We start from the raw sequence: 14645 nt of genomic DNA, 5'->3' as shown, positions 1-14645 counted from the left end.
GCATTGTCAAGAGGGCTTCGCACTAAACCATGACTTGGTAAAGCACGCCTCTTTAGACTACTATTGACAGAACAATAGGTTCAGGCACAGTGCTGAACAATTACTTGTACGACTTCTTGTCGCACGGAATACCTAAAGATACAAAAAGGCCAACTAATTCGCAATAATTTGGCTATGAATTAGTTGGCTAATTTTATATTATTTAATAAATACCCCTATTCAGTTCGATTAATGGAGCTGAACTATAAATTTGGACGTTTGCCTTCTTATACAAGATTGACATTCATTGTTTCCGCTATTGTTTTGTTTTCAATCAGCATTCAACTGTATCAACATGAACAGTCGTTTGAAAACTTGAAACTCATTTTCCAAAAACATAAATAATCAACAGATTATTAAAGGTAATCAGTTGGACTATACATTATCTCAGAAAATATATCTATTTGACCTTCATTATATCTTTCAACAGTCCCAACGGCTCATCTGTAGTGATAAAGTCGACTTTATCCCAAAAGTATTGCATGTCCTCTTTTTTATTAACCGTCCATACATTCACTTTTAGCCCCAAGGCATGGCAACTTTCAATCCAATCGGTATAACGGTAAAATTCAGAGAAGTGATAATCCGGTCCGGCACTACCCAATTCTTTCAGTTGTTGTGGAGATAAGTCCCCTTTCAGATAATATACAGGAGTGCTTGTGGGAGCCTGACGGATCAGTTCCTTTAATGCGTGAGACGAAAAGGTGATATATATCATCCGGGGTTCGAGTCCCATCTTCTTTATCATCGAAACGATCTCTTCAACAGCTTTTATCTCCCGTTCGGGTTTACTATGAGCTTTCAACTCCAGCACCAGCTTCAAAGATGTTTTCCGCTTAGCTGTTTCCAGAAGCTCTTTTAAGGAGGGTACGCATTCTCCATTCGCTAACCATAACCCGGTTAATTCCTTCAGAGTGGACTCTTCAACCTTATGCCCTTGAATAATCCCATCATGGCTAACCACCAAACCATTATCTTTTGTCAGCCAGACATCAAACTCCGAACCATAACATCCTATAGAATCCGCTTTCAACAAAGATGTAATGCTATTCTGTGCTGATCCTTGGGTTTTCCAGAAACCACGATGGGCAATCACCCGTGTTTGTGCCGAAGTATTGGCAATCATAAACATAATTGCCAATAAACACATTACCTTTTTCATTTTGTCCTTTCCTCTAATTGTTAGTTATATAAGAGCTGATTCTCTAGTATCCCGGATTCTGCACTAGATTGGGATTTACTTCTATCTGATCTTGTGGAATAGCAAGCCAATAGTTCTTGGGAGCGGTAAAATTACGAACGCCGGTTTCTTTCATGTCCGTAAGTTTATAAAAACTATCAGCGGTTTTTCCGGATAATGTCCAGGATTTCTGATAACGCATCATTTCAGTATGGGCAATTTTCCAACGGCGCATATCATGGAAACGTCTGCCTTCCATAGCCAATTCAATGGAGCGTTCATCATGTAATATTTCGCGCAACTTCTCTCCTGAAGGAATACCACCGGCTTTTGCCCATGAATCTGCAAAGGTAGGTAATCCGCAACGTTCACGTACTTTATTCAAATAGGACAGACTGGCAGTACTCAGTGTGCCGCTATATTCGAAATCCGCTTCTGCATAACTCAGATAGAGTTCGGCCAGACGCATATAAGGAAAGCACCAACGGTTGTAGGTTATTTGATCGGTAGTCCTATTATAGGTATCATATTTAGACACCCATTTCTGACAATAATAACCGTTGTCCGTTTGATACTCATCCTTGGCATTGCCATTATTCTGCTGCATTTCACCACGTCTGCATTTGAGCACTATTGTCTTTCCCTGCACGTCATAATTTCCACGATCAAAGCCAATAGAGGCATAAAAGCGCGGATCACGATTCCTGTGAAAACGTACCGTACTATCACCTGGTGCAATGGAATACGGATCAAGCTTCTTAGTCTCGGGGTCATCTGCCCAAGGTAGACCGTTCTTGGTATAATACCTACTCACACAATCCCACGTCGGGAATAAGGACCCTCTAAAACCTTTGGTCGAATAACTTGTAAATTCAACACGAGGAGCCATATTCTTGATACAGTAGGAAATAGTTCCCTGTTCAGCAAAGCCAAACAGGACTTCATTCCAGTTAAATCCGCTACCACTGATCCCATCACCGACAAAGGCTTCATGATAGTTTTTCTTCCCTTGCTCCAAGTCATTGGTCGAATTTCCATAAAGTTTGTAACCGTTCTCTTCGCAAAGGTCTATGGCCTCTTTGGCAGCATCCATCGCTCTCTTCCACTTTTCCCGGTCATAAGTCTGGTTAATCAGAAAAGTGCCGTCGGGGTTTTTAAAGTCGGAATAAAACTCACTATTCCCATTGACTAACGGCGAGGCGGCATAAAGCAACAGCCGAGCCTTGAAAGCCAAGGCAGCAGAAGAGGTAGCCCTGTTTCTCTTACTTGAATCCCATACGCCAGGAAGTAATCTAGCTGCTTCCGAATATTTATTGGCAATGAAATCGACACATGTATCATAAGGAGAACGGGAGGTCATCATCTCGGCCGGAGAACTTTCCATTGGTATTTCCTTGTCAATAATAACTATCGGTCCATAGTACTCCAGCATGATCTGATGATAATACCCGATCAAAAACAGCGCTTCACCTTTCCACCAGCTCAGGTTTTCGGGGGTAATGTCCGATACCCTATCCAGATTATTAAGCACATTATAGCAATTGCGGATACTTTCCCATACTGCTTTCTTCACAGCACCCTGCGGATAAGATTTTGCTGTATTGCTCCATAATGAGTAATAAGTCGTTGTTGGGGATTCTTCCCCATAAACCAGACTGCGGAAATGAAACCAGCGCGTTGTTCCTCCTTTGCTCGTTATGATTTCGTTTCCTCCGGTAAAATCAGGAAATTGTTGGGGATGGAAATAGTTAGGGATATTCGCGTAGCAAGACAGTACCATTCCTTCAGCCTGATATTGTGTTCGGTAGATATCATCCACGGTAGCAGTACCTTGCGGAACCACATCAAGAAAATCACATGATGCCATCATTAAACAGCCGATTGCCGACAGGCATAACTTTGTATATATATTTTTCATAACTTATTCTGTTCTTAATTAATAATGAAACTGAATCCCGATCTTGGCCGTGCGCTGTAGCGGATATTTCAAACCATTCCCACTTCCCATTTCAGGATCCCAGGTACTGAACGGAGAGAATGTCAGCAAATTAGTACCTGCTGCATACACACGCAGCCACGGGAAGAAGGAATAGCCCAGTTCGGCATTCTTCAGGCGCAGGAAAGCTGCGTTACGTAGGTAATAAGTGCTGGTTTGCGCATTGTTCGTGATAAATTCGGGTGATAATCGGGGATAGGCGGCACCGGCTACATTATTGCTTTCCGACCAGTGGTCATCAACGATATACTGTGCAATGTTATATCCTTTATGGCCCGCTTCGCTGAACGGATGAATATCGCTCATCATTAAACTGACTTTGGCCACTCCCTGGAAAAACAGAGACAAATCCCACTTTTTATACTTCAACGTTCCTCCAAAACCATAGATAATCTCCGGAATTTCAGGATTGCCGATAATCGTCCTGTCATAACCATTCACCACGTTATCACCATTCAGATCTTTATATTTAATATCTCCCACCGTATAATTTCCGAACGACTGTTTGGGAGATCTGTCTATTTCCTCCTGAGAAGTAAACAATCCGTCAGACACATATCCCATAATACTGTTTATCGGGTGTCCGATTCTTGAAGAATAGGGTTCTACATTCACCGGTTCGTCTATCTCCGTAATCTCATTATGTGCATAGGTCAGACTACCGTTCAGGCGGAGCACCCAATCTTTGCCAATTACTTTGCTGTATGCTACACTCATATCCACACCCTTATTCTTTACCGAGCCAATGTTGGCATAAGGCAGCATACCTGTCACTCCCATTGTTGAAGGGACGGACGAACGTTGCATAAAAATTCCACTACGGTCTTCCTTGAAATAATCAATGGTTATATCCATAGATTCAAGAAGGGTCATATCGACACCTAAATTCAGCTTTTTCGATTTCTCCCATGTAGCGTTCGCATTACCATAAATATTTACAAGCGGCCCATTCACGCGGGTACCGCTACCAGTCCACCAATCCAAATTATTATTCATACTGACTTCTGTTACATAGGGAAAGCGAGTGGCAAGCGCATCATTTCCGGTCAATCCATAAGTAGCTCGGATTTTCAGAGTGGAAACTGTTTTTTTTAACGGTTGGAAAAACTTTTCATTAGAAATAGTCCATCCTAGGGCAATCGCAGGGAAGAATCCGAAACGATGCCCGCTTCTGAAATTCTCCGAGCCATTATAACCAAAGGTAGCCTCAAGCAGGTAACGCTGACCAAAACTGTAGGTCAGACGTCCGGCCATCCCTTGCTCACGGTAAGGAAGAAGATCTTTTTCAGCTCCGCCGTCCTTCACTTTCTTGGTTTCTTTCATGTGGTAAACAAGGGTAGCTCCCACATCATGTCCACCAAACTGGCGTGAGTAGTCCAGCGCTCCCTGTAAAGACCAGACACTCTCTGTCGGATCACGCCCGGAATTGCTCTTCAGATAAGGTTCTCCCGGCTCACCGATAGTCGAAGTCTTATAAAGGTAGTTTCCCTGATCATCCATCGTATAGTCATCAGATACTTTATAGTAGAAAGGTACAATCCAATGATCCAGCCAGTTAAAACTGTAATTATAGAAAGATGCCAGTCCGGTGAGTTTTAACCCTGGTGTGACAAACTTCAAGTCCTGTTCGAGATTGAAAGCGGTCGTCATATAGACATAATTTCGTTCCGTATAACCTTCACTCAATTTGGCGTAAGGATTCGGCTCTGATTTTCCCACATCCCACGGATCATTGCTACCGTAGCGGATGTATGTATCCCCTGGTTCAGCAGGAAGTGTAGCAGGAAAACGTACGGGATTCCCATGCATGGAATAGGCGAACAAATTCCGGGTACTTGTTTTGGGGGCATGGTGGTAGAACAACTGCGTATTCATATTTAGCCCCACTTTCGTCGTAGAGGTAACACGGGCTGTCACATTACTCTGAAACAGGTATTTCTTGTTGCGCATACCCACATCAAGCTTATCTTCCTTGGGTTGCCGGATGATACCATTTTCATAGAAGATTCCAGCATTCAGGAAGTAATCCACATTTTTGCTTCCGCCCTTGATGGAGATATTCAAATTCTGATTAACGGCGAAGTCTTTGAACAACATACTGTACCAGTCATTGTTTGGGAACAGGTAGGGATTTGCATTGGCACGTGTTTTATCTATCTTATCCCGGCTATAGAAAGGCTCATACTCTTGGTTATTGGCAATAGCCTGATTATAAACGGCTTCATTATACATATCCATGTAAGTCGGGCCATCTGCCATTTTCTGCACATAGGTAGGCATGGAGAAAGTATTATCAAAGCGGATATCTACAGACATTTTCTCGGAAAGCTGTCCTTGCTTGGTAGTAACGATGATAACTCCGTTAGCCCCCCGTGAGCCGTATAGGGACGTTGCCGTAGCATCTTTCAGCACAGAAAACGACGCGATAGATTCTGGAGGAATATTGTTCATCATCGTAGCGTTGATTTCCACACCGTCAAGTATGATCAGCGGTGAGGTATTCGAACCAAAAGTTGATATACCACGTATATAGAATTTCGCCTCATCAGAGCCTGGTTCACCCTGTGTTTGTACGGCGATGATACCTGGAACGTTCCCGGCAAATGAAGTACTAAGATTACTGGATGTCATCTTCAGGTCTTCCGGCTTCACTGCCTGCACAGCTCCCACGAGGGATTCTTTCTTTTGTTTGCCAAAACCGACCACGACCACTTCATCCAGCATCATACTCCTGTCCGGAGTCAAATTAACGGAAATGAACTTCTTATCTTTTACCACTACCGTTTTCTTCTGGTACCCAACATATGAAATGGTCAATGATGCGTTCTTTGCCAACTGTATAGTGAATATACCGTCCACATCTGTTATAACCCCGTTCTGCGTTCCACTTTCCAATACGGTAGCTCCAATAACAGGCTCTCCGTTTTCGTCTCCCACATATCCTTTCATTTCTGCTTTTACTTCTTTTTGCTGGCTCTCGTCGATCTTTCTATTATCTGCCGCCGTTACAACGGAAACGGGAAATAATGTGAAGGCTAACCATAACAGGATGCAACAGCTTTCGCTGGTAAGGCATCCTTGTTTTACTTTACAGTTCATATATCAATAGATTTTTTGATTAGTAGTGTAGATTTTTCTCTGAAATACAGGGAGGTGTGTCGTAATGCACGATGTACCCTCTTTTTTATTCATTACTATACAACTCTGTTCATTTTCTTTTCTATTATTCATTGTGTGTGCAATTTATTTTATAATTATTTCTTTGACTTTATATAAATTACAGTACAAATTCTCAAACTAAGAATCGTTTATATATACGATAGGAAAACAACTCTCTCTTCCGCCCGAAGGCTGGCTGGCAAAAAAAAGTAAATACCTTGTCATACATCAAATTTAGTTGTTAATATATTTGCAAAATTACCCGGAACAACTCGGATAAAATATCAGAAAATGACCTGATATTATAAAATTTAAAGCAAAATACATATTACTAGTGCGATATGAAATCTTTAGGCAGTACTCCGAACTGTTTTTTAAAACAGCTTGAAAAATAGGAGGGGGTACTGAACCCTACCATGTAAGAGACTTCCACCACTCCATAGGTTCCTTCTTTCAGTATGGAAGCTGCCTGCTTCAAACGGAAAAGGCGGAGATATTCGTTCGGACTCATATTTAGGATTCCTTTCAATTTCCGGTAAAAGTTGGAACGTCCCATATTCATTGCATCCGCTATATCATCAATTTGCAGGTCCGTATTATCAAGATGGCGTAATACATACTCATTTAACTTGCTAATAAACATCTCATCGGCCTTTGTCTGCGCCATTGCATCTGCTTTGATAAAAGGAAATTCAATAAAGTGACGGCGTAATCTTTCCCGATTACTCAACAGATTTGCTACATTGGCACGAAGATACTCCATAGAAAACGGCTTTTCAATATACGCATCCGCCCCTTCTTCAAGTCCTTCGATTCTTGATTCCAGATTAGTTTTAGCTGTCAATAATATTACAGGAATATGACTATAGTCCAGATTTTGTTTCAGATGCTTGCATAATTCAACCCCGTCCATCAGAGGCATCATAATGTCACTTATTATCAGATCCACAGATTTCTGTTCAAGAACGTCCAACGCCTCGACCCCATTTTCCGCAATCAGTACATGATACAATGAAGACAATTGCCTGAACACAAAAGCAAGCATATCCTTATTATCTTCTACAACCAATATGGAAGCAACCTCTCTTTTATCTTTATCAGAAACTTCACGATCTTCATCATCATACCCAGGTTTCTTATGTTGTTCTTCCGAATCATCCGGAAGTGTCTGGTGTAATATTGGAATGGAAAGAATGAAACGGTTACAATCTAGCTCCCGGTCCATCACCAGCATACCTTGATGCAACTCTGCCAAGTAACGAGCCATAGCTAATCCGATGCCTGTGCCCGAGACAATATCTTTCCCGTCCCGGTATTGGACAAAGGCTTTAAAAATATTTTCACGCATTTCGATAGGGACTATATTCCCATCATTACTCATAGAGATAGTGAACACCTCATTCTTCTCATCAACAGACAAATGGAGATAAACGTATGTCCGGGCATATTTCAATGCATTAGCAAACAGATTACTGAGAATTTTGGTCAAAGCCTCTTTGTCAACAGAAGCCAACAATTCTTCCTCTGGAACTTCTACTTCAAGTTTAATTCCCCTTTGCTTTGCCAAAGTGGTGAAATACTTATAAACAGAGTGGACGATAGTACCGATATTATATTCTTTCGGATTCAATTTAAAACCTTTATTTTCCGCTTTACGGAAATCAAGTAATTGGTTTATCAGGTTCAGTAACCTCTCCACGTTCTGATCCATAATTTCCAATTCCATCCTTACATTTTCGGAGAGTTCCCTATCAGCAAGTACATTCTCCAATGGGCACTTTATCAGTGTTAAAGGAGTACGGATTTCGTGTGCCACATTTGTAAAGAAATCTATCTTAGTGGTGTAGAGTTCCTGCTCCTTTTCCTGTTCGAACTTCTCCATCTCTTTACGCTGCTTTTCAATAGTACGCTTCCTTAAATAAAAGAAGAGGGCGAAAAATGTACCGAGTATCAATAGGATATAAATCAGGTATGCCCATACGGATAAATAAAACGGGGGCAATATCCTGATCCCCAATGTGCGTACATCTGGATTCCATACACCATCACTATTCGCACCTTTCACGCGTAACATGTATGTCCCATAAGGTAAATTGGAATACGTAATAGGGCCCTTACCCGCTGTATGCCATTCGGAATCATACCCTTCCAGTCTATATAGCAGTGTATTCATGCTCGGTGACTGATAACTTATCGCAGCTATCCTGAAGGAGAACGAATTCTGATTTGACTGAAGTTCGATATGGTTTGACAAAGTGATACTTTGTTTCAATGGAGAGCCTTTTTCTCCGACTACCACCTTTTTATTAAAGAGCATAAAATCGGTAATCAAAACAGAGGGTAAAAAATCATTATCAATAAAGGAGGAGGGGGCAAAGGAGATGAAACCGTTAATACAGCCAAAATAAATCCGTCCATTCTTATCCTTATAGCTGGACTGGTAATTAAACTGGTTACTCAGCAACCCATTAGCAACTGTATACACTTTAAAACTGGAATTCTTCGGGTTAAAATGCACCAGCCCTTTATTGGTTGAAACCCAGAACAATCCCTTTTCATCTTCTTCAATCCGATAAATGACGTTGCTTGGCAGACCGATACCGTCATAACGGACAAAGGTGTTGGCGGAAGGCACAAAGCGGCAGAAGCCACCTCCTTGTGTGGTAAACCATAGCTGATTTTGACTGTCTTCAAAAATACTCAGCACCTTATTGGATGGAAGGGTGGACGAGTCTGCTTCCTCATGTACGAAATGTTCCCAACCACCTGTACGGACATTCTTTTTATAGACGCCATCGGCATAAGTTGCCAGCCATAAATTCCCCTGCTTATCCTCCTTTATATAATAAACAAACGTCCACCCAAGTTCGGGGACGCGTTTAAAACGTTCCGTATCTGGGTTGTACCGAAACAATCCTATTGTTGTTCCAAGATACAGATCGCCCGCAGTTATCCGGCAGATAGAAAAGATATCACTTGCAATATTATCATAGTGCTTTACAGCGTATGTCCTCAAATCAATACGCTTCAATCCTTTTGCAAAATTCCCAACCCACAGATAATCTCCGTCCAAATACAATCCGTGAACATTATGATAAATATCCGGATGAATGAACGGTTCGATTTTTCCAGTACTAGGATAATAATGGAAAAGCCCCTTATCTTCTGTACCTATCCAGAGTGTGCCGTCATGGGCGGCACAAAACTCCCGCACCCTTTTTCCCATTTTGTTTGATTCTTTCTGGGGATAGACTTTATCAAAGTAGGTATATTGCCGGGGGTAATAATTCACACCCCCAAAATAAGTCCCTATCCACATTCCGCCTTCACGGTCTTTGAGAATCGAATAGATGGCATTGTCAGAGATTGAATAGGGATCACCGTTGACGTTCTGCAAGTGGATGATTTTTGCCGTGTGCAGATTATAGATATAAAGTCCCGATTCGGTTCCTATCCATAATTCGTCATCTGAATAAAATGCAAGTTCCCTGATATAAATATCACCTCCCAATTCATCCTTGGAAAGAAGGGTACGGATAGTCTTATTAGTTAGGTTCACTTCTTTCAGTCCGAATACAGTTCCCACATACATGCAATTATAGGGTCCGGGGAGCAATTTATAGATGTATTCATCTCTGAAAGACACTTTTGAATCTTCTGGAAAAATCGGAGTTAAAGTTTTAAGCTTGTCTTTTGAATAATACAGATTTCCATCACGTATGTCCAACCAGCAGACATCGTCCGAATCAAAATAGAGTTGGCCGGAAGTTTTAAGGTTCAGAGTACCGGACCCGTCCGACTGATAATTAACCAACTGGCTATCCTGGGGATTGTAATAGAAGATTCCCCGCGTCTGAGTTACAACCCAGATACCTCCTTTCTGGTCCCCAGTTATCAGATTGACCGTACAGTCTATATCTATGTTTGAATTACTTATCAGAGTAAAATGCCTGACCTTTTCCATTTGTGGGCAATAGACATATAGGCCTACGTCTGTCCCAATCCATATTTGCCCAAGATTGTCTTCATACAAAGAAGTGATGAAATTATTGCCCAAGGTTCCGGATTCTTTCATGAAAGTCCGAAAAGAGATACCATCATACCGGTCAAGACCATCCTTCGTCCCAAACCACATAAATCCTTGTTTATCCTGAAGGATGGCATGGACCGTATTCTGGGATAATCCATTATTGATATCAAGTGAACGGAATGCATATTGTCCTTCATTCAGAACGGCAAGGGAATAAAGAGGCATCAAAGAAAGAAGTATTAATATAACTAAAATACGTAGTCTCTGCATTGTCTTAATTGTTAGTTTCATTAATTAACATACAACAGGATATAAGAATATCCTGAAAAGTGGATATCAGAGCTATTTCAACAGTATATTCTCAGTACGTCCCGGTGTCAGCAATTCCCAAAGGGATGCTACCGTCCAACCGGGAGCAAACATGTCATTATAATATCCTTTTCCATTCCTTCCATAATCCCAGTTGGTGTGCTGGATCACTTCCGGATAATAACCAACTTTTATCACTCCACACATATGTCCTTTATAAGGAAGTAACTGGCACATGGAAGTAGAAATGACTTCAGCAAAATCAGAGAAACGAGGTTCATTATACTCTTTGGAAAGCCAACGGAGCACATCGGCAAATTCAAAAATAAATACATCAATATGATTATTCTCCACCGAGACATTTCCCCAGCCGCGAGTTTTCAGACCGATATCACCCAACATCTGCCCGGGAGCAAACGGAACGTCCCAGACGTAATACCAGGACAAGGCAAAATAAGCCGCTTTTCGTGTCAGAGAGGCATAGTGGTTATGTTCCGTACCATTTGTTATCAATGATAAATAGTAAGTTGCCGTAGCGGTATAGAGGGAAGCTTCCTTATCCTCACAGTTTGCATCCAGCGTAGAGGAGAAATAGTCAGCCTTTGATATAAGCTCTTTTTCCAGATATTCCGCAGTACGCCGGGCAGCGGACAGATAGCGTTTGTCCTTAAAATATTTATATCCCATAACCAGAGGTAATGTAGCGGATGGAGTACTTCCTCCACTTCCGTCAACAACTGTAAAGTCATCATGGAATTTACGTGGAAAACTTCCATCTGGATTTTGCAGTTGCAAGAACATATCGAGCATTTTCTTTAAGCGTTGTTCCCAATCAGGATGGTGACGTTTATACTTCTGTTCATAATTCAGATAATGAAACATGGCATAAATTCCTTCCGACTGACGACGTATGCTATGCACTGGGCGTTCTTCTTTCACATCACTATCATTTTCCAGATTTACCCATTCACGCAAATAACCGGTTTCCGTAAAGCCATTTTCTAAGTAACTATCAAATATCTTTTTACTGCTAGCTGCAAGGTCATCACGTCCATTCTCATTGCCAAACTCCCATGCATTGAAAGCGTTTAGAAGTACGCGACCGACAAAACCTATCTCTGCTACATTCATGTTGGCACAGGCTGCCACTTTCATTTCAGGGCTGGAGTAATAGGCAAGAGCTTTGTCCCCAACAAAACTTTCCACAAAATAATTGCTCAGCACTCCTTTTATCTCTTCTGGAGAAAAAGGTATTTTCACAGGTTGGGGACGGTATGTATCATAACAATATTCCCAAGTATGGCAAATAAAATCTGAGTAGTCTGTAGCCTGCCCCTCGATAAATTCCCAGGTCAGGAGTACTGTTTCTCCTTTTTTTAGATATTGGAAAGATGTAACCTCCGGAGCCAGCGTCAACTTACGAATATAGGTTTTAGGAGCTTCTCGGTAAGGAAATCCAAAAGATAGTGTTGATGTTCCGTCATGGCTCTCAAAGCCGGTGAACCCTAGGGACGTTTTGCCCGAGAGGATGATTTCGCCTGTTTGGTGGGTAGCAAGGGCATCCCATTGAAAATCGTCCTTGCGTGCCACAGTCATATAACGTCCATCTTTCTGATTGAAGATACCGGTAAGGGGTGAGCTCAGACGATCCTCACGTACCAGCCAACTCTCTGATATATGAAATGAAGGAGCACCTTTAGGAGAACGTAAATTGCGACTATACCAGAATCCTGGTAGATAAAACATACAGTCATTATGTCGGAAGCCTGTTTTCAACTGTTGTTGATAATTAAAGTACACGTCTTCCAATGCCGTAATACTTACTACCATTACACATTTAACATTGTCACGTTCTATTCTCTCTGTAATGATTAATGGTATTTTTTCTTCAGACTCTAACAGATAGATTCCCTTATCATCAACGGCTCCTTGAAAAGCAAGGGAATAGTTTCGTGATTGATTACCGGGAACCTTCAAGGAGACTTGTGCAGATATTCTTTTATATATATCATTAACAGTCCTAGCATCAATAGTAATAGTACAGATCATCAGGCAACAAAGCATACATCTTAATTTTGTCATATAAATCAGATAATTTAGTTTATTAATATTCTTTTAATTTGCGTTCCAAAATTAGGATATTACGTATACAAAGAATGTGATTTTTTGAGCAATTATTATAAGATTTCAGTAGAATTCATAAGAAACAGCCCATTAAGTATTTATTTTTTAATCCTCTATTAAGATCCCATTACAATATACACTTATATTTTTATTGGGATATTTAATACTACAAATGTAAATGTGTCAGAATGCGGGCACAACCTCAGGTCCCTAGCCTTTGTATTGACGAGACTTCTTTAAGCTGCGGAGAATTATATACTGTTGTCACTAATCGTGCGGGACGTGGTGGCAGAGGTACACTTGTGACCATGATACGTGGCACGAAGTCTGAAGACGTCATAAAGGTGCTTGAAATGATTCATGTCTCCAAGCGCAAGACAGCCAAAGAGGTCACTTTAGATCTTTTGCCGACCATGATGCGGATCGTCTGAACGGCTTTTCCCAATGCCACTATGACAGGTTATCGGTTTCATGTACCTTAATTCCGCAATACTATTGTAAATTAAATCTTTTAAGTAGAGGTTGTGTCAAAACGCTGACACACCTCTTTTAAATGCTATTTAATGCGAAATTACAAAAATACGCATTTAGATGGAGGCAAACTGTTTGCGCCATTGGCTAGGTGACATGCCCGTTTTTTGTTTGAATATACGATAAATCCATGTGTGGGATGAGAAACCGCACTCTGTGGAAATAGCGTCAATGCTATATTCGGGGTTGGCTTTCATCATGCGAACAGCCTCATTAAAACGAATGTCGCTAAGCCAGGTTCTAAAATTGGTGTATTCTGACTGATTGAAGTATTCTGTCAGTTCGTTTTTCTTGTATCCCAACTTGGTAGCTAGCGAATAGATGTTAACTTCATAGTCCTTATAAAATCCCTCTTCACACCATTTCTTGAGGGCTAATTCTATTTCCATCTTTCTATTAGCTGTCAAGATATTTGTGCCATGAGTGTTCTTGCCGTCTTTCATGTCTTCTGCTTCCGTGACTTTTGCTTCTGCGTCATTTTCCTTAGGAATGACTTCTTTGGGTGTGGTGTAATAGCCCATAGCAATGAAAGTGTGGACGAAAAAGATGACAGAGAGTAATATCAAGGGACCTATTATATATAATAAGGTATTGAAGAGGATTGCTACAGGAAGGAGTCCAGCAGCAAAGTATAGCAAAATGATGCTGGCTTGCGAATAGCGCACGTATGGAATCAAGTCGATTCCGAAATTCTCCATGAGCTTCTGCTTTCGGGCTTTTGTTTCTTTGCGAATGATAAGAATAAAATATGCCATGCTAGCCACAAAAAGACCGAGCATCACATAGAGCATATTGCCAATGTGTAAACTTTGACTTTTGAACATGCCAATGACGAAAACTATGGCGATGAGTATGTATGCCATCATACCACGTAAACAATACCGTCGCACTTTGTTGCCTGTGCTCTCTATGTTGATTATGGAGAGAGTGATGGCAAATGCCACTGGAGTATAGAACAATATGTTGAATGCTGCGCCCACATCGGCACCTTGTGCACGGAGTCCATGAATCATCTGTAAGAGGTAGTGGACGGAGAAGAATAGCATGGATGCAACGAGAATCCATCTTGATATTTCGTAGCGCCACACCTTCCATCTCACCTGCAAACTTGCCATGGCTAATTGCAATGCTAGCATGGCTGTAATGACGCAACATACAAGTTGTAATATGAATAACGATTTCATAGTATTGTTATTACCTTAATTCCGCAACACTATAAATTTTAACTTTTATAATATCCTGAACAACAAAAAGTTCTTGGACAAGCCAAGCGGCAA

At 41.2% G+C, this 14645-nt stretch carries 7 protein-coding genes; 1 reads left to right on the top strand and 6 read right to left on the bottom strand.

The features are described from left to right. Nucleotides 1-439: 439 nt before the first annotated feature. From AB5217_RS18225 to AB5217_RS18205, 5 genes are all read right to left on the bottom strand, one after another. On the bottom strand, nt 440-1201 hold the full coding sequence (locus tag AB5217_RS18225; RefSeq protein WP_004308129.1) for a glycerophosphodiester phosphodiesterase family protein: 762 nt from the start codon (nt 1199-1201) through the stop codon (nt 440-442). Between the two features lie 43 nt (nt 1202-1244). Then, a complete protein-coding gene (locus AB5217_RS18220; RefSeq protein ID WP_004318653.1) occupies nt 1245-3137 on the bottom strand; it encodes a RagB/SusD family nutrient uptake outer membrane protein in 1893 nt (630 codons plus the stop codon). Nucleotides 3138-3155: 18 nt separating this feature from the next. After that, on the bottom strand, nt 3156-6314 hold the full coding sequence (locus tag AB5217_RS18215; protein ID WP_004318652.1) for a SusC/RagA family TonB-linked outer membrane protein: 3159 nt from the start codon (nt 6312-6314) through the stop codon (nt 3156-3158). 391 nt (nt 6315-6705) lie between these two features. After that, nucleotides 6706-10674, bottom strand: a complete 3969-nt coding sequence (locus AB5217_RS18210; protein WP_004318650.1) for a two-component regulator propeller domain-containing protein — start codon at nt 10672-10674, stop codon at nt 6706-6708. Between the two features lie 72 nt (nt 10675-10746). Beyond that, the gene (locus AB5217_RS18205; protein WP_004318649.1) at nt 10747-12795 is read right to left on the bottom strand and encodes a hypothetical protein; all 2049 of its coding nucleotides are present in this window, start codon (nt 12793-12795) and stop codon (nt 10747-10749) included. A gap of 230 nt (nt 12796-13025) precedes the next feature. On the opposite strand from AB5217_RS18205, the gene AB5217_RS18200 reads away from it, so the two are divergent. Then, the gene (locus AB5217_RS18200; protein WP_004318648.1) at nt 13026-13268 is read left to right on the top strand and encodes a transposase; all 243 of its coding nucleotides are present in this window, start codon (nt 13026-13028) and stop codon (nt 13266-13268) included. Between the two features lie 156 nt (nt 13269-13424). Here AB5217_RS18200 and AB5217_RS18195 read toward each other — a convergent pair whose 3' ends face one another. After that, nucleotides 13425-14552: an AraC family transcriptional regulator gene (locus AB5217_RS18195; protein WP_070782486.1), complete on the bottom strand. Its 1128-nt coding sequence runs from the start codon at nt 14550-14552 to the stop codon at nt 13425-13427. Nucleotides 14553-14645 lie beyond the last annotated feature (93 nt).

This window comes from Bacteroides sp. MSSM.1001136sp1_RTP21357st2_D2_RTP21359_211015 (assembly GCF_040913205.1).
Lineage (GTDB): Bacteria > Bacteroidota > Bacteroidia > Bacteroidales > Bacteroidaceae > Bacteroides > Bacteroides ovatus.
Note: the sequence above shows the minus strand (reverse complement) of the source record. Positions and strands in the feature narration are given on the sequence as shown.

Coding starts and splice junctions, on each gene's coding strand:
- AB5217_RS18225 (WP_004308129.1), bottom strand. CDS start 1,201: ATGAAAAAGGTAATGTGTTTATTGGCAATTATGTTTATGATTGCCAAT.
- AB5217_RS18220 (WP_004318653.1), bottom strand. CDS start 3,137: ATGAAAAATATATATACAAAGTTATGCCTGTCGGCAATCGGCTGTTTA.
- AB5217_RS18215 (WP_004318652.1), bottom strand. CDS start 6,314: ATGAACTGTAAAGTAAAACAAGGATGCCTTACCAGCGAAAGCTGTTGC.
- AB5217_RS18210 (WP_004318650.1), bottom strand. CDS start 10,674: ATGCAGAGACTACGTATTTTAGTTATATTAATACTTCTTTCTTTGATG.
- AB5217_RS18205 (WP_004318649.1), bottom strand. CDS start 12,795: ATGACAAAATTAAGATGTATGCTTTGTTGCCTGATGATCTGTACTATT.
- AB5217_RS18200 (WP_004318648.1), top strand. CDS start 13,026: ATGCGGGCACAACCTCAGGTCCCTAGCCTTTGTATTGACGAGACTTCT.
- AB5217_RS18195 (WP_070782486.1), bottom strand. CDS start 14,552: ATGAAATCGTTATTCATATTACAACTTGTATGTTGCGTCATTACAGCC.